General features: G+C 63.2%; 16 protein-coding genes and 1 tRNA gene. 6 read left to right on the forward strand and 11 right to left on the reverse strand.

Going from position 1 to position 14,611, the window contains the following annotated elements:
* Positions 1–60: 60 nt before the first annotated feature.
* Positions 61–843, forward strand: a complete 783-nt coding sequence (locus C440_RS10740) for an alpha/beta fold hydrolase (RefSeq protein ID WP_008320499.1) — start codon at positions 61–63, stop codon at positions 841–843.
* Between the two features lie 39 nt (positions 844–882).
* Here the strand turns inward: C440_RS10740 and panB are convergent, their stop codons facing one another.
* Entirely contained in the window at positions 883–1,692 is an 810-nt protein-coding gene (panB, locus tag C440_RS10745) for a 3-methyl-2-oxobutanoate hydroxymethyltransferase (protein ID WP_008320500.1), read from the reverse strand.
* 92 nt (positions 1,693–1,784) lie between these two features.
* On the opposite strand from panB, the gene C440_RS10750 reads away from it, so the two are divergent.
* Together C440_RS10750 and C440_RS10755 are read left to right on the forward strand one after the other, a co-directional pair.
* A complete protein-coding gene (locus C440_RS10750) occupies positions 1,785–2,066 on the forward strand; it encodes a DUF5822 domain-containing protein (RefSeq protein ID WP_008320501.1) in 282 nt (93 codons plus the stop codon).
* A gap of 99 nt (positions 2,067–2,165) precedes the next feature.
* Entirely contained in the window at positions 2,166–3,014 is an 849-nt protein-coding gene (locus C440_RS10755) for a translation initiation factor eIF-2B (protein ID WP_008320502.1), read from the forward strand.
* Positions 3,015–3,481: 467 nt separating this feature from the next.
* On the opposite strand, the gene C440_RS10760 is transcribed toward C440_RS10755, so the two are convergent.
* From C440_RS10760 to C440_RS10770, 3 genes are all read right to left on the reverse strand, one after another.
* Positions 3,482–4,618, reverse strand: coding sequence for a Gfo/Idh/MocA family protein (locus tag C440_RS10760; RefSeq protein ID WP_049915718.1), 1,137 nt, complete (start codon positions 4,616–4,618; stop codon positions 3,482–3,484).
* Positions 4,619–4,624: 6 nt separating this feature from the next.
* Positions 4,625–5,593 carry a sugar phosphate isomerase/epimerase family protein gene (locus C440_RS10765; protein ID WP_008320504.1) on the reverse strand — a complete coding sequence of 323 codons (969 nt, stop codon included), beginning with the start codon at positions 5,591–5,593 and terminating at the stop codon, positions 4,625–4,627.
* Between the two features lie 98 nt (positions 5,594–5,691).
* The gene (locus C440_RS10770) at positions 5,692–6,168 is read right to left on the reverse strand and encodes a GNAT family N-acetyltransferase (protein ID WP_049915720.1); all 477 of its coding nucleotides are present in this window, start codon (positions 6,166–6,168) and stop codon (positions 5,692–5,694) included.
* 153 nt (positions 6,169–6,321) lie between these two features.
* Here C440_RS10770 and C440_RS10775 point away from each other — a divergent pair, with 153 nt between their 5' ends.
* Both C440_RS10775 and C440_RS10780 read left to right on the forward strand, forming a co-directional pair.
* Positions 6,322–6,732 (forward strand): archease, encoded by a 411-nt coding sequence (locus C440_RS10775; RefSeq protein WP_049915762.1) that lies wholly within the window; start codon positions 6,322–6,324, stop codon positions 6,730–6,732.
* Positions 6,733–7,041: 309 nt separating this feature from the next.
* Positions 7,042–8,502 (forward strand): RtcB family protein, encoded by a 1,461-nt coding sequence (locus C440_RS10780; protein ID WP_008320507.1) that lies wholly within the window; start codon positions 7,042–7,044, stop codon positions 8,500–8,502.
* Between the two features lie 21 nt (positions 8,503–8,523).
* Here the strand turns inward: C440_RS10780 and C440_RS10785 are convergent, their stop codons facing one another.
* The 7 genes from C440_RS10785 to C440_RS10815 all read right to left on the reverse strand — a co-directional run bounded on the left by C440_RS10785 (position 8,524) and on the right by C440_RS10815 (position 13,631).
* The gene (locus C440_RS10785; protein WP_008320508.1) at positions 8,524–8,871 is read right to left on the reverse strand and encodes a hypothetical protein; all 348 of its coding nucleotides are present in this window, start codon (positions 8,869–8,871) and stop codon (positions 8,524–8,526) included.
* A gap of 89 nt (positions 8,872–8,960) precedes the next feature.
* Entirely contained in the window at positions 8,961–9,365 is a 405-nt protein-coding gene (locus C440_RS10790) for a hypothetical protein (protein WP_008320509.1), read from the reverse strand.
* A 207-nt stretch (positions 9,366–9,572) separates the two neighbouring features.
* Positions 9,573–10,127: an HAD family hydrolase gene (locus C440_RS10795; protein WP_008320510.1), complete on the reverse strand. Its 555-nt coding sequence runs from the start codon at positions 10,125–10,127 to the stop codon at positions 9,573–9,575.
* 117 nt (positions 10,128–10,244) lie between these two features.
* Positions 10,245–11,390 carry an acyl-CoA dehydrogenase family protein gene (locus C440_RS10800; RefSeq protein ID WP_008320511.1) on the reverse strand — a complete coding sequence of 382 codons (1,146 nt, stop codon included), beginning with the start codon at positions 11,388–11,390 and terminating at the stop codon, positions 10,245–10,247.
* Positions 11,391–11,511: 121 nt separating this feature from the next.
* Complete coding sequence (locus tag C440_RS10805) at positions 11,512–12,705, reverse strand: alanyl-tRNA editing protein (protein ID WP_008320512.1); 1,194 nt, start codon at positions 12,703–12,705, stop codon at positions 11,512–11,514.
* Between the two features lie 35 nt (positions 12,706–12,740).
* On the reverse strand, positions 12,741–13,262 hold the full coding sequence (locus C440_RS10810; protein WP_008320513.1) for a helix-turn-helix domain-containing protein: 522 nt from the start codon (positions 13,260–13,262) through the stop codon (positions 12,741–12,743).
* 284 nt (positions 13,263–13,546) lie between these two features.
* Positions 13,547–13,631, reverse strand: a tRNA-Leu gene (locus tag C440_RS10815).
* A gap of 141 nt (positions 13,632–13,772) precedes the next feature.
* Between C440_RS10815 and C440_RS10820 the strand changes: the two genes are divergently transcribed.
* Positions 13,773–14,339 (forward strand): DUF420 domain-containing protein, encoded by a 567-nt coding sequence (locus tag C440_RS10820; RefSeq protein ID WP_008320514.1) that lies wholly within the window; start codon positions 13,773–13,775, stop codon positions 14,337–14,339.
* Positions 14,340–14,611: the final 272 nt, after the last annotated feature.

Here is a 14,611-nt window from a genome sequence, read left to right on the forward strand (position 1 = left end):
CAACCGAGAAAGTCGGCTACGGCGTGGGGCTTTATTCGCTCGGGGCGTACAAATCTCACCATGGATGCGGCTACGGTGGACCACCACGGACGGACGATAGCATACCGGCATCGCGGTGCAGACGGGACCAGACCGACGATACTCTGTATTCACGGCAGTGGCGGCTCACACGCCGTCTGGCGCGGACAGTTCCGTATCGCCCGCGACTACCCGGTCGCCGCGCTCGACCTGAGCGGCCACGGCGACAGCGACGATGTCGATGCCGACCCGGGATACGAGACGCTTTCTGCCTACGTCGATGACGTGGTCGCCGTCGCCGACGCGACGGACGCGAGCGTTCTCGTCGGCAACTCCCTCGGTGGGGCCGTCGCGCTGACGCTCGCGCTCGAACGCGACTTCGACCTCGACGCGCTCGTCCTCACCGGAACCGGGGCCAAACTCGCCGTCCTCGACGATCTCTTGGATTGGCTCGACGACGACTTCGACCGCGCCGTCTCGTTTCTCCACGGTGACGACAAACTGTTCCACACCGACGACGAGCGGTTCCGCGAAGGCTCGAAACAGGCGATGTACGACGCGGGACACGCCGTGGTCCGACGCGATTTCCGCTCGTGTCACACGTTCGATGTGCGCGACGAACTCGACCAACTCACCGTCCCCACCCTGGCGCTCGTCGGCGAATACGACCGTCTGACGCCGCCATCGTACCACGAGTATCTCGACGACGAACTCCCCGATTGCGAGTTCGGAACCATCGAAGACGCCGCTCACCTCGCAATGTTAGAACAACCGGCGGCGTTCAACGATGCGGTGACTTCGTTCCTCGACCGACGGGTCGAATAACAGACTCCTCGGTGGACTCCCCGCTGGACGGCCGTCAGTTCAGTACAACTCGTCGAGGTCGTCTTCGACGTGACTGTGTTCTTCGGCCGGGAACTCGCCGGCTTCGACAGCATCTTTGTAGCCCTCGACGGCGTTTTCCATCTCGGATTTGACGTCGCCGAACGTGGTTGCGAACGGCGGAACGTGGTCGCTCATGCCGACAACGTCGTCGATGACGAGGACCTGTCCGTCACAGTCCGGCCCGGCACCGATGCCGATTGTCGGAATGTCGAGTGCTTCTGTGACCTGTTTTGCGACGTTCGCGGGGACGTGTTCGAGGACGAGCGAGAACGCGCCGGCCTCGACGTGCGCCTTCGCAAGGTCGAGGATTTCGCGGGCGGCGTCGCGGTCGGTCCCCTGTCTGCTGTAGCCGAGTTGCTTGACGCGCTGTGGCGTGAGTCCGAGGTGCGCCATCACCGGAATCCCGAGTTGCGAGAGTCGCTCGGTCAACTCGACGGTGTGCGGCCCGCTTTCGAGTTTGACCGCGTCGGCATCGGCTTCTTTCAGCATCCGTCCGCAGTGTTCGATACTCGACGCCTCGTCTACGCCAAAGGAGAGAAACGGCATGTCGGCGACGACGAGAGCGTCGTCAGTCGCGCGCGCGACGGCGGCGGTTCGGCTCTGCATCTCTTCGACCGTGACCGGTAGCGTCGAGTCGTAGCCGAGTTCCGTGTTGCCCATGCTGTCGCCGACGAGAATCACGTCGATACCGGCGTCATCGACGATTCGAGCCGTCGATGCGTCGTACGCCGTGAGCATCGTGATTGGCTCGTCTCCAGCCTTCGACCGAAGGGAACGTACCGTGACCATGCAGGCCGTTCGCACGTCCGGGTTATGAGCGTCACCCTTGCGGGACGAGTCCAAACCGGCACGCATTAGCCCCCGTCATGATATCTCTACACGTGCAACCAGTCGAGCGGTCGAATCCGGAGGGCGTCGATTACGGGTGGGTCATGCAGATGACCTTCGTGACGACGATTCTCGTCGGGTCGCCTATCGTCGCGCTCCTCTCGTTGAACGCCGGTCTCCAGACGTGGGGTGCGCGCGCCGAGTTCGCCATTCGAGTCGGTGCCGTCATCTGGTTCGTGACGGCCGTCGCGCTGTTCGTGTACGCCAAGCGAACCGACGCGGGTGACGGCGGGAGCACTCCCAACACCGACGGGCAAACAAACAGCGAAAACTGAGGTCTCGAACCGCGGAATCGACATCCCGGCCGTTCCCGAACCCGACGCGCCGGCGATGAGTGCCGGAAACTCTTTCACACGATACAGCGACGTTCGCGTATGATAGACGAGACCATCGAGGAGATTCGTGAGATGCAGACGCACAGCTCCTCGGTCGTCGCCGTCAAGGCCACGCAGTCGCTCGCAGAGTTGACCGAGCGCGACTACGCGACCGTCGAGGAGTTCGAACGCGACCTCGAACGGAACGTCGGCGCACTCAAGCGCGCGAACCCCTCGCACGCGTCGCTCTACAACGCACTGCAGGACGTACTCCAGAGTGTCCAAGGCGAGACCGACAGCCTCGACGAAGCGCGGGAACTCACTCACGAGACCATCGCTCGCGTGGTCGAAAACGTCGAGACCGGAAAGCGCCGCGCGGCCCAAGAGGCGGCCAAGACCATCGAAGACGGCGATACGTTCCTCACCCACGACTATTCGTCAACCGTGATGGAAGCCGTCGAAATCGCTGTCGCCGACGGTGCCGAACTCACCGCCTACGTCACCGAGGCCCGCCCGCGATATCTCGGCCGGAAGTTCGCACGCGAACTCGCCGCCGTCGAAGACGTCGAACCGCATCTGATGGTTGACGGCGCGTCGGGGTTGTTCTTGCCCAAGTGCGACCGGGTCATCATCGGCATGGACTGCATCGTCGAAGAGACGCTCTACAACCGCATCGGAACGTTCCCACTCGTCGCCGCCGCCAACGAGGTCGGCGTTCCCGTCACCGTCGTCGGGTCCGGCGCGAAAGTCGTGGATGGCGGCTTCCGCTTCGAAAACGAGATTCGGTCACCCAGTGAAGTCATGCTCGAACCCGTCGAAGGCATCGAACTGGAAAATCCCGCCTACGACGCGACGCCGGTCGAACTCATCGACGAGGTCATCACCGACGACGGCGTGCTGACGTTCTGAGTCGCGTTCTCTTTCGTACACTCGCTGTTGCGGTTTTCAGGGTTGGCCAACGAAGAGTGCGCCAACGAACAGTACGAGACAGTCGGCGCCGAATACAATCGACGCGAGCACACGCCTTCACTGATGTTTTTTGGGAAGCCGAGGAACCCAAACAGCGCACCAATCGGGGGCGAAACGATAGTAGCGATCACCACAAGGTTGTCCCGAGGGCACCGGGGACGACACGAAAGTACGCTGAACCGAGCGTGGCAAGCGGAAAGATCGCTCCAGCGACGAGCGCCGTAGTTCCAAGTTATAGTCGAGATACCGACGGGCCGTGTAGACGCCGAGTTACGATGCCAGCGACGACACTGACAGCCGTACCGAAGACCAACAGGCCGAAGATCGAAGATAAGCGGCTGGCTGAAGACCATCAACGAACATAGCAGAGAATAGGCATGAAATCTGCTGGGCCGTTTTCAGCCCCGTTATTCGAGACTGACCCACTCGCCGCTGTCGTCCGACCGCTCGATGGCGTCAAGAACCTTCTGTACTTCGTAGGCGTCCTCGAACGACGGGTGGAACTCGCTACCGTCTGCGACCGCCGAGAGGAACTCGTAGTTCTCGTGGACGAAGGTGTGTTCCCAGCCGATGACGTGGCCCGGCGGCCACCAGTTTCTCACGTAGGGGTCCGATTCGTCGGTGACGAGCACGGTTTCGTAGCCGCGGGCGTCGCCCGTCTTCACCCTGAGTTCGTTGAGGCGTTCGAGCGAGAACGTCAGACTCCCATCGGAGCCGTGAATCTCGATGGTGTGGTCGTTTTTGTGGCCGTCGGCGAACCGGGACGCCTCGAACGAGCCGACCGCGCCGTTTTCGAACGCGGCCTGCGCAGTGTAGGCGTCATCGACGGTGACGGGTTTGTACTCGTCCGTTCCGGGGACCGGTCGTTCGTCTACGAAGGTCTGGAGGTGGCCGGACACGCGTTCGATGTCGCCCGCGACGTCGGCGACGAGGAAGCGCGCGAGGTCGATGGTGTGTGCGCCGAGATCGCCGAGCGCGCCGGACCCGGCGAGGTCTTTGTCCATGCGCCACGCCCACGGCGCTTCGGGGTCAACGAGCCAGTCTTGAAGATAGCGCCCGCGAACGTGTCGAATCTCCCCAAGTTCGCCGTCTTCGATGAGGCCTTTCGCGTACTGAATCGCCGGGACGAAGCGGTAGTTGAACGCACACCCGGCCACGCCGTCGGCGTCGCGGGCGGCGTCGCGCATCGCTTCTGCCTCGTCGAGCGTCGGCGCGAGCGGTTTCTCGCAAAAGACGTGTGCGCCGGCTTCGAGGGCCGCAATCGAGGGTTCCGCGTGGAGGTGGTTCGGTCCGAGGTTGTAGAACACGTCAACGTCGTCCACGACGTCGCGCCAATCGGTCGCCGTCGATTCGAAGCCGAATCGGTCGGCGGCGTCGGCGAGGGCCTCCTCGTCGCGGCCGACGATAACGGAGCGCTCGACGTCGGGCGCGTCGGGGAAGAACATCGGGAGGCGCGCGAGGGCGTTGGAGTGGGCTTTGCCCATGAAGCGGTAGCCGAGGACACCGACTTTGAGGGGTTCAGATGATGAATTAGAGTCACTCATACAGAATCACTCCGCCCAGTAGGCGTCGCCGGGTTGCGTCTCGAAGACGGCCCGGTCGAGCACGTCCACGGCCTTTTCTAATCCCTCGTTCGAGGACGTGAGCGCGTCCTCGTGTTCGATAGAGAGCACGCCCTCGTAGCCGACCATGCGCAGAGTGGAGACGACGTCCTTCCAGTGGCCTTCGTCGTGGCCGTAGCCGATAGAACGGAAGAGCCACGAGCGGTCGGCCGTATCGGCGTAGGAGGTGGTGTCGAGAACGCCTTTGACCTTCGAGTGGTGGTCGTAGACCTTCGTGTCCTTCGCGTGGAAGTGGTGGATGGCGTCGTGGTCGCCGAGGAAACGAATCGCCTCGGTGACGTCGATATCCTGCCAGTAGAGGTGCGAAGGGTCGAAGTTCGCGCCGATGCGCTCGTTTGTCGCCTCCCGGAGTTTCAACATGCCCGTGGGTTCGTAGACGAGCATGTTCGGGTGCATCTCGATGGCCATATCGACGCCGTGGTCGTCGGCGAAGGCGGCGAGGTCGGACCAGTAGTCGATGGCAACGTCCCACTGGTACTCGTGGGCGTCGGCGTGCTCTGTCGGCCACGGTGCCGTAATCCAGTTCGGAACCTCGTCGTTCGGACCGCCCGCGGGGAGACCGGAGAAACACGTAACCGTGTCCACGCCGAGCGCGTCGGCGAGTTCGATTGCCTCTCGGAGTTCCGTGTCCGCGTCGGCCGCTGTCTCCTCGTCAGGGTGGAGCGGGTTGTTGTGCGTCGCTAACGCGCTAATCTGCATCTCGCGGCGCTCGACGGCGGCGAGGAGGTCGGCCTGTTTGTCCTCGTCGTCGAGGACGGCCGTCCGCGAAACGTGGTCTTCGCCGGGCCAGCCGCCGACGCCGAGTTCGACGCCCTCGACGCCGATACCCGACAGATAGTCGAGCGCACCGTCGAGAGATTCGTTTCCGAGCGGGACAGTGAGCACTCCGATGTACATACACTGTCATACTACTACGAAGCGAATAAAAATTAAGGATGCGGGCAACCGCTCTCAGGAGCGATTTTGGTCGGGACGAGAACTCGCCAGCGGGCCTGTTATCGGAGTAAGAACTCGGAGAGACGCTCTCTGAGACCCGCTTCCTCGCCGAGTCGGAGGTAGAATGCCGAGCCACCGTCTTCGTAGTAGTTCTCGATTCGCCGGCGAACCGTGAAGCCGATGTTTTCGTAGAAGTCGAGGGCGTTCCGGTTCGTCGTTCTAGCGTGACAGGTCACGACTGGGTGTTCCTTTGCGACTTCGGCGACGAGTCGTTTGCCGTGTCCTTCGCCGCGGGCCTCTGGCAAGACGGCGAGAAAGAGAATGTATCCGTCGCGTCGGGTCGAAGCGAAGGCGACGAGCGCGTCGTTTTCGAAGAGGAGATACGTCATCGACCGGCGGTAGGCGTCCATGAAGAAGCCTCGGCGTTGCTTCAGGAGGCCCTCATCGACCCGAATTCGTTCTTTCAGGTCCCACGCGTCCTCAGCGTACTCCTTTTGGCCGGGGGCGTCGGTCCGCATCTCCACGTTGACGCTCACAGTCCGAGGTTACCGGAGCGAGAATATAACTCCACCGTCCGTCAGGACGCGACGCGCGGAGTTCCGGCGGGTGCTATGGAACGCCGTCTTCCGGTCGTGTCGCGCGCGCCGACGACCGAAAGGACGACGGTACGCGGTCACCCTGTGTCAGCTATGAGTTTCACACTCCGGGAACATACAGCCGACGTGGCGGTCGAAGCCACCGGCGAAACCCTCGGCGACGCGTTCGCGGCGGTCGCAGACGGTCTCACCGCGGCGATGTGCGACCAGTTAGTCGAGACGGGCGAGCGATTCTCGTTTTCCGTCCGGGCGGAGAGTCTGGAGGCACTGCTGTTCGACTATCTCGACCACCTCATCTACGAACGTGACGTGCGCGGCGTCCTCCCGGCCGCGCACGAGTCGATAGTCCGCGAGGCCGACGACGAGTGGGTCGTTGACGCCTCGGCGCGCGGCATCCCCTTCACCGACGTTGACGCTCGGGACGTGAAGGCCGTCACGTACTCCGAGATGCGACTCGAACGGACCGACGAGGAGTGGGACGCGTACGTCGTCTTCGACGTGTGACGTTCAGATTCAATCGTTTCATACCTTCTGTCGCGGTTTCTCTGCTGTATTCCGGACGACCTCGTGCTGGCGCACATCTCGCTTTTCGGTCTCGTCTCGGCACGGCTCGTGACCGGTTGCGGGCCGTTCTCGGTAGACGCCGCACCTCCAGCCGCGAGGTCACCGACGACGGTGAGACACCCGGCCGACCCGCGGGTGCGGACTGACCCGTCTCGGTCGGGCCGAAACGGATCGAAACACGCCAAAACGTCGCAACCGCGCGCGGCGCGTGACGGAATCCTATTGAGTCGCCGTCTCGATTATTCGAACATGACCACGCGCGAGTTCGGCACCATCGAACTGCGACGAGTTCGTGAGCACGTCTGGGAGATTCCGCAGGAGGGCGAGATGAACGCCCCCGCGCGGGTGCTCGCCTCCGAGGCGTTGCTGGAACAGATCGGACAGGACAAGACGCTCGAACAGTTGCGAAACGCGACGCACCTGCCAGGTATCACGAAACACGCCATCTGCATGCCTGACGGCCATCAGGGGTACGGTTTCCCCGTCGGCGGCGTGGGCGCGACTGACGCCCAAGATGGCTGTATCTCGCCTGGCGCGGTCGGCTACGACATCAACTGCGGCGTCCGCATGATGACGACGAACCTCACCTACGAAGACCTCCAGGGGAAGGAGGCGGAACTGGTTGACGCCCTCTTCGAGGCGATTCCGTCCGGTCTCGGCGGCGGCGGCGTCGTCAAGGGCGATGCAGAAACCATCGACGATATCCTCGCACACGGGATGGAGTGGGCGCTCGACGCCGGCTACGCGACCGACGACGACCTCGCACACTGCGAAGACGAAGGCTTCCGCGACGACGCGCACCCCGAATACGTCTCACAGAAGGCCAAAGACCGCGGCCGAAACCAGATCGGCAGTCTCGGCTCCGGGAATCACTTCCTCGAAGTCCAGCGGGTGACCGACGTGTACCGCGACGACGTGGCCGAGTCGTTCGGTCTCGAAGCCGACCAAATCGTCGTCCTCATCCACTGTGGCTCTCGCGGTCTCGGCCACCAAACCTGTACGGACTATCTCCGCCGTATCGAGAAGGAACACGCCGACCTCCTCGACGACTTGCCGGACAAGGAACTGGCCGCCGCACCCGCTGGATCGGAACTCGCCGAGGAGTACTACGGCGCGATGTGCGCCGCCATCAACTTCGCGTGGGTGAACCGCCAACTCATCATGCACCGAACGCGCGAGGTGTTCGCCGACGTATTCGACCGCGACTGGCGAGACATGGAGATGCGACTGCTCTACGACGTGGCCCACAACATCGCCAAGAAGGAAGTCCACACCGTTGACGGCGAGGACCGAGAACTCTACGTCCACCGTAAGGGTGCGACCAGAGCGTTCCCCGCGGGCCGACCCGAACTCCCGCCCGCGTACGCTGGCGTGGGACAGCCTGTCATCATTCCCGGGAGCATGGGTGCCGGAAGCTACGTCCTCCGCGGCGGCGACTCCTCGCTCGACCTCACGTTCGGTTCGACCGCCCACGGTGCGGGTCGGTTGATGAGTCGCACGAAGGCGAAACAGGAGTTCTGGGGCGAGACGGTACAAGAAGAACTCCGCGAGCAACAGAAAATCTTCGTCAAGGCACAGTCGGGTGCGACAGTCGCCGAGGAAGCGCCTGGCGTCTACAAGGACGTAGACGAGGTTGTCCGCGTTTCGGACGAGTTAGGAATCGGTGACAAAGTGGTCCGTACGTTCCCCGTCTGCAACATCAAGGGGTAAACCGAAGCGAGAAACGGCGGTTCAGGCGCCCGCGGCCGCAACGGCCTGGCGCTTGTAAAAGTAGTACACGAGCGCCGCGAGACCGACGAAGGCGGCCGTGATACCCTCGCCGACGGTACCACCGGAGAGGACCGACGAGACGACGTTTCCCAGCCCGAGCGCGAGGAGTAATAGGCCGCCGCCAAGAATCCACGCTCGCGGGTCGTTGTTAACGTCCGCGTACTGGCCGCTTTCGATGAGCGCCATCTCCTTTCTGTATTCGAGATACAGAATCGCGGTCCCGAAGCCGATAATGGCGATTCCGAGGATGACGAACGGCGTGAAGAACAACGCGTCGGCGAGACCGCTTCCGGACTGAATGGGAATCATACCACTCGTTCGACGGGTGAGCTATTGAACTCGTAGTGAGAACTGCTATCTCAGCGTCTCTTCACGACAATCGACCCGTCTCTCGAGAGTTAGAACCCATCCGGCCCACGTGGGCCAGCGTCCGGGCCTCTCGGACTCGGCGGTCCGTCCCCGCCGATGACGACGTAGTCGCTTTCGGGGACTGCCTCCACCTCGCGGCCGTGTTCGTACTTTACGAACGAGAGGTAGAACTCGCGGCCGCACGGTGCATCGCTCTCCGGGTTCTCCACGTCGTCGGCGTCGCTCACGGCTTCGGTCCACGTCAGGCCGGGTGCGTCGCTCTCGCCGCAGACGAAGTGGACGCCGTCAGAATCTTCGAATGCCTCGGCTGGGTCGGCGTACGCCCACCCTTCTAACGGATACGGCGTCACCGACTTATCCGCGAGATAGCCGCCTCGTTCGAGTTCGACGACCGCGCCGCAGTGCGGACAGTAGTACGTAACCGGGAATCCCATGTCGTGGTGGTAGGACTCGGCGGGCTTAACGCCCTCGGCGATTCAGACGTGTCGTTCGGGCGGCGGGCGACGCGGAGACGGGACTTTATCACGGAGAACGCGGCCACACCCGTCGTGCGATAGGTATCGCCGCGAGACGTGACGCGGGTGTGCGGCACGCCGTCTCGCGGAGCGGTCGTGCCGCCTGCCAGCAACCGTCTGCCCGGGTTAGACTCCTGACGGGCCGCCATCGACGTATCTGAACGCGACGCCGGCGCGTTCTGCTGTCGTCTCGTCACGGACGGAGTCGCCGACGAACACCGCGGCGCCGGGGTCGGTATCCATCCGACCAAGTGTTTCGAGGAGCGGTTGGGGGTCCGGTTTTTGCGTCGCTACCGTGTCGCGGCCGACGACGGCGTCAACGTAGTCCGTGAGGTCGTGTACGTCGAGTGCGACCCGACACGCACCCTCGGCGTTGAGCGAGCAGACGCCCGACGGAACGCCGTCGTCCAGAAGATGATCAGCGAGGGGGAGGCGGTCTGAGACCCATGCACCCTGTCGCTCGTGTGCCGATAGCTCCTGCTCCAGTTCGTCGCGGACACCGGCCTCGTCGGCAATGTCGAGCATCCCCCAGAGGTCCATCGAGTCGGCGTCCACGCCGGCGTCTCGCAGAACGAGCGCGGCGTCGTGGGCGGCCTCGTTCCAGTCAACGCGGAGGTTGACGAGCGTGCCGTCGAGGTCGTAGACGACGGCGTCGAAATTCGAGAGGTCGGGGAGCATCATTGAACGCAGTACGGGACCGGAGCGAAAAGACGCTTCGGGAGGTCCTCGATACCGCCGCGCGGAACACCCGCTCTGTGACCCGCCTGCATCGGAGTTGGGAATCGCGCGTGCGCGAACTCAGTCGAGGAGCGACCGCGCGATAATTTCTTTTTGAATCTCGCTCGTTCCCTCGTAGATGGTCGTAATCTTCGAGTCGCGGTAGTATCGCTCCACGTCGAAGTCGGTCGTGTAGCCGTAGCCGCCGTGGACCTGTACGGCCTCGTTGGTCACGTCAACCGCGGCCTCGCTTGCGAAGTACTTCGCTATCGACGCGGCGGTTCGTGGGTCGTCACCAGCGTCGGCGACGCGGGCGGCCTCGCGGACCAGCATGCGCGACGCGTGAACCTGCGTCCCCATGTCTGCAATCTTGTGGCGAATCGCCTGAATCTTCGAGATGGGCTTGTCGAACTGCTCGCGTTCGTTCGCGTAGTCGATAGCGTCGTCGAGGGCGGCCTGCGAGAGACCGACGGCCTGCGAAGCGATTCCGATACGGCCGCCCGTCAGGATGCGGAACGCGGCCGAGAGTCCCTTGCCCACCTCGGTGAGTCGGTTTTCGGCCGGGATTCGGACGTCGTCGAAGATGAGCGCCGTCGTGTCCGACGCGCGGAGACCGAGTTTCTCTTCTTTCTTGCCGACTTCGTAGCCGGCCTCCTTGGGAACGAGGAACTGCGTGACCGACGACGGGTCCTCGGGGTCCGTCTTGGCAAAGAGGATACAGACACCGCCGCGCTGGCCGTTCGTTATCCACTGTTTCTTCCCGTTGATGACGTACTCGTCGCCCTCGCGGCGGGCGACGGTTGACATTTGTGCGGGGTTCGAACCAGCCTCGGGTTCGGAGAGACCGAACATACCGACGGGGCGGCCACGAGCCATCTTCGGAAGCCACTCTTCTTTCTGTTCTTCGGTGGCGAACTCGGCGATACACTCGGTTGCGAGACAGTGGACCGAAAGGGCGGTCGCAACGGCGAGTTGGCCGTAGGCGACCTCTTCGTTGACCACCGCGTAGGTCGCACGGTCGGCACCGAATCCACCGTACTCCTCGGGGACGGTGAGACCGGTCAAATCGAGTTCGGCGAGACCGTCCCACACGTCTTCGGGGAACGTCTCCGTCTCGTCGGCCTCGCGTGCAGTCGGGCGAATCTCTTCGACTGCGAACTCGTGGACCACGTCGCGGATGGCCCGTTGCTCCTCGGTCAGTCCCGTTGCAGACCCTACGGTTTCCATGCTCGTCTGTACGGACCGTCATTGAAAAAGATGATTGAAGTGTCGGCGCGCGCGTCAGCGGACTAACGAGTCCGGCGTCGTCGCCAGCGTCTGCGACGCGGGCGGCCGGCGGTCACACGCCTCAGCCACGGATGTACGCCAGCACCTCGTCGGCGGCGGCACCGAGACCGCCGCCCTGTGCAAACGTCGGCCCACCGCCGCCACCGCCGCCGAACTCGTCTGTCACGTCGGAAACGACATCGTCGGCGGCGAGGTCTCCGGCGCTGGCGACGACGAGAAACGGCGCGTTCGATTCGCCGACGGCGACGAATAGGTCGGCGTCGGTCTCACGCCGTGCGTCCTTCGCCGCGTCGCCGACTTCGTTTGCGTCGAATCCCGATACTGAGCCGATTTTCCACGTCCGACCGTCGCGTTCGACCGTCTCGAAGTCAGCCAGCCGCGCGCGAAGGACGGTCTCTTTCAGGTTGGTGAGTTCGGATTCGAGTTCGTCTCTCGTCGCAACTACGTCTGCGGCCACCTCACCGAGCGATTTGAGATTCGTTCCGAGCGCGCGGGCCGCCGCGTACGAGGCGGCCCGTACGTCGGCGCTGTGGGCAACCGCTGTCGGGCCGACTGCGAACTCGACGCGAGCGAGTCCTTCACCGGGATTCGACCGGTCGAGAACGGCGACGGGACCGATTTCGACGGTGTTAGAGACGTGGGTGCCGCCGCAGGCCGCCCAGTCCCACCCGTCGATGGTGACGACGCGAACCGCGTCGGCGTCGGCGAAAACGCCCGCTTCAGTTTTGACGTTGAACGCGATTTCGTCGCGCGAACGGGTCTCAGAGACCGAAATCTCGTTCCACGAGACTGCTCGCGCATCCCAGACGGTGCGATTGACCAGTCGCTCTAACTCGACGAGCGCGTCGTCGTCAACCTCGGTCGTCGTTTCGAAATCGACGCGCACTTTCTCCGCAGAGATGTCGAAGCCGCCGTAACCGAGGTCGTCGAAGATGCGGCGACCTGCACCGTAGAGGACGTGGCTCGCGGTATGCGCCCGCATACAGTAGGTTCGGAAATCGTCGTCAACGACGCCAGTTACCGCGTCGCCGACCTCGAATTCGGGGACTGCGGCGAGGTCGTGGACGACAGTTTCGTCTTCAGACCGGACGTGTTCGACTTCGACACCGCCGAGAACGCCGCGGTCGGCGGGTTGCCCGCCGCCTTCGGGATAGAAATACGTCTCGTCGAGGACGACCGACCGACCGTCGATGCGCGTCACGGCCGATTCGAACGACCGAACTGCGGGCGAGTCGGGTGCGAGAGACTGCGACATGTGGGCGTCGAGACGCCCGAAGAAGAAAAAGCGTGCTACTCGTCTACAAGCGACACATCGAGGCGCTCTTCGAGCGCGCGAATGACAGAGCCACCGACGTTCGCACGCGTCGCCCGGCCCTGTTCGATAGCGAGGAGTTGTTTCTCTTCGAGGTCGAGTTCTGCGGCGAGTTCGGACAGTTGAAGCCCGGCGTCTTGGCGGGCGGATTCGACGGTACCGCCGTATCCGGAGACGAGATACGGGAGCCGGTCTTTCTCGTAGTTCGTCCCCTCTTTTTCCCAGTGTTTCGAGTCGCCTTTGGCGTTATCGTACATCTTGGCCGTGCGCTGTGCGGCGCGCTTGCGTCGGCTTCGTTCGGAGTCGTCGCGGGTGCTGTCGGTCGATTCGCGCTTGCTGTCTGTGTGGCGGTTGTCGCCGTGCGGCGCGCAGTCCGAACAGACGAGGAGGTCAGCGCCGGCCACGTTCGCGCGGCGGAGTTTCGTCGTCGTCCGACCGCAGAGTTCGCAACTGTCTCCGTCGGAGCCACCACCGCCCCGGTTCGTCGAGTACTTGGCCATGGCGCGTGTTACTCGTTCTACCCTTTTAAACTCGCGGCACGGCGTCAGGTCGGGGCGGGATACTGACGACGCAGGCACAGTACACGGGTCGTACAGCAGTTGCTCTCGGCGGACGGGTCGGTCGGCTCAGAGACAGCCAACCAGTCACTGTCACAACGCAGTCACTATCAGTGTGGTGTAGAGACGGCGTAGAAACCCACCGAGAGGAGTCTCTCGGGGGAGTAGTGTTCGGAAGGATTGTGCGTGGGTGATGTCCGTGTAGGGACGTCACCTGCATCTTGCGATGCGTGGGACCGGATTTGAACCGGCGGACCTCTACAGGACAGCGCCCTCAACGCTGCGCCGTTGGCCTGGCTTGGCTACCCACGCTCGCTGTGTCTTACTGCATTCCACGTTACCCCGCGGTAATTTAAATGACTTTCCTTTCGACTCGGCAATGTCGGGCGTTTGCAGGCGTCGTGGGGCGGCCGCGGACAGAACGATTTTGCCGTTACGTCCCCCACTACAGCTATGGAATTTCGTGCACGCGACCACGTCCGCGGCCTGACCGCCCTCCTCTCGGTCGTCTCGCTCGCGCTCGTCTTCGGCGCGGTGCTCGGGGCGATACCGCGCGCGGCGATTCCGACCGCACCTGACGCCGTGTTCGACGCGATTCCACACGCGAATGCGCTCATCAGCACTGTCGCAATCGTGACCATCGTCACCGGTGTTCGGTTCATCAAACGCGGTGATGTCGAGAAACACCAGCGCATGATGCTCGCTTCGTTTCTCCTGTTTGCGACGTTCCTCGTCCTCTATCTCTACAAGGTCGTGGTCAAAGGGACGACGCCGTTCCCGGCCCAAGGACCGGAGGTCGTCTACCAGTTCATCTATCTCCCGACGCTGGCGATTCACATCCTCCTCGCCGTCATCTGTGTTCCAGTCGTCTACTACGCCATGTTGTTGGCGCTGACGCGACCCATCTCGGAGGTCTTCGGGACGCAACACGCCCGGTTCGGCCGTATCGCGGCGTCGCTGTGGCTCGTATCGTTCGTGCTCGGAAACGTCGTGTATCTGCTCCTCTACGTCGTCTACTGAGTCGAACGGCTCGTTGCTCGTTGGGTGTCTCGTGAGCCGAATCGGTGACTGAGTCGGTAAATGTCGCTGAAAGGGAGTGTCCCGTCCGGACACCGCGATGACAGTCGTCCGTGGCGGTCTCCGAGACGGGTGCATAGTGCGCGTCTCGACCGGCAGGTCACGAAGGGGGGTGTGCGGAAATCCCCGCAGACTCACAACCACCCCGCCTTCAGTATCGCACTCCGTACTCCGTCTCGCCACCCGGTTCCCGGCGAGTCGAAGTACACACGAGG

The organism is Haloferax mucosum ATCC BAA-1512, from assembly GCF_000337815.1.
In the GTDB taxonomy this organism is placed as follows: Archaea; Halobacteriota; Halobacteria; order Halobacteriales; family Haloferacaceae; genus Haloferax; species Haloferax mucosum.

What these genes read in the sequence shown, in the direction of transcription:
- C440_RS10740 (WP_008320499.1), top strand. Translation starts at nt 61, where the DNA reads ATGGATGCGGCTACGGTGGACCACCACGGACGGACGATAGCATACCGG.
- panB (WP_008320500.1), bottom strand. Translation starts at nt 1,692, where the DNA reads ATGGTCACGGTACGTTCCCTTCGGTCGAAGGCTGGAGACGAGCCAATC.
- C440_RS10755 (WP_008320502.1), top strand. Translation starts at nt 2,166, where the DNA reads ATGATAGACGAGACCATCGAGGAGATTCGTGAGATGCAGACGCACAGC.
- C440_RS10760 (WP_049915718.1), bottom strand. Translation starts at nt 4,618, where the DNA reads ATGAGTGACTCTAATTCATCATCTGAACCCCTCAAAGTCGGTGTCCTC.
- C440_RS10765 (WP_008320504.1), bottom strand. Translation starts at nt 5,593, where the DNA reads ATGTACATCGGAGTGCTCACTGTCCCGCTCGGAAACGAATCTCTCGAC.
- C440_RS10775 (WP_049915762.1), top strand. Translation starts at nt 6,322, where the DNA reads ATGAGTTTCACACTCCGGGAACATACAGCCGACGTGGCGGTCGAAGCC.
- C440_RS10780 (WP_008320507.1), top strand. Translation starts at nt 7,042, where the DNA reads ATGACCACGCGCGAGTTCGGCACCATCGAACTGCGACGAGTTCGTGAG.
- C440_RS10785 (WP_008320508.1), bottom strand. Translation starts at nt 8,871, where the DNA reads ATGATTCCCATTCAGTCCGGAAGCGGTCTCGCCGACGCGTTGTTCTTC.
- C440_RS10790 (WP_008320509.1), bottom strand. Translation starts at nt 9,365, where the DNA reads ATGGGATTCCCGGTTACGTACTACTGTCCGCACTGCGGCGCGGTCGTC.
- C440_RS10795 (WP_008320510.1), bottom strand. Translation starts at nt 10,127, where the DNA reads ATGATGCTCCCCGACCTCTCGAATTTCGACGCCGTCGTCTACGACCTC.
- C440_RS10800 (WP_008320511.1), bottom strand. Translation starts at nt 11,390, where the DNA reads ATGGAAACCGTAGGGTCTGCAACGGGACTGACCGAGGAGCAACGGGCC.
- C440_RS10805 (WP_008320512.1), bottom strand. Translation starts at nt 12,705, where the DNA reads ATGTCGCAGTCTCTCGCACCCGACTCGCCCGCAGTTCGGTCGTTCGAA.
- C440_RS10810 (WP_008320513.1), bottom strand. Translation starts at nt 13,262, where the DNA reads ATGGCCAAGTACTCGACGAACCGGGGCGGTGGTGGCTCCGACGGAGAC.
- C440_RS10820 (WP_008320514.1), top strand. Translation starts at nt 13,773, where the DNA reads ATGGAATTTCGTGCACGCGACCACGTCCGCGGCCTGACCGCCCTCCTC.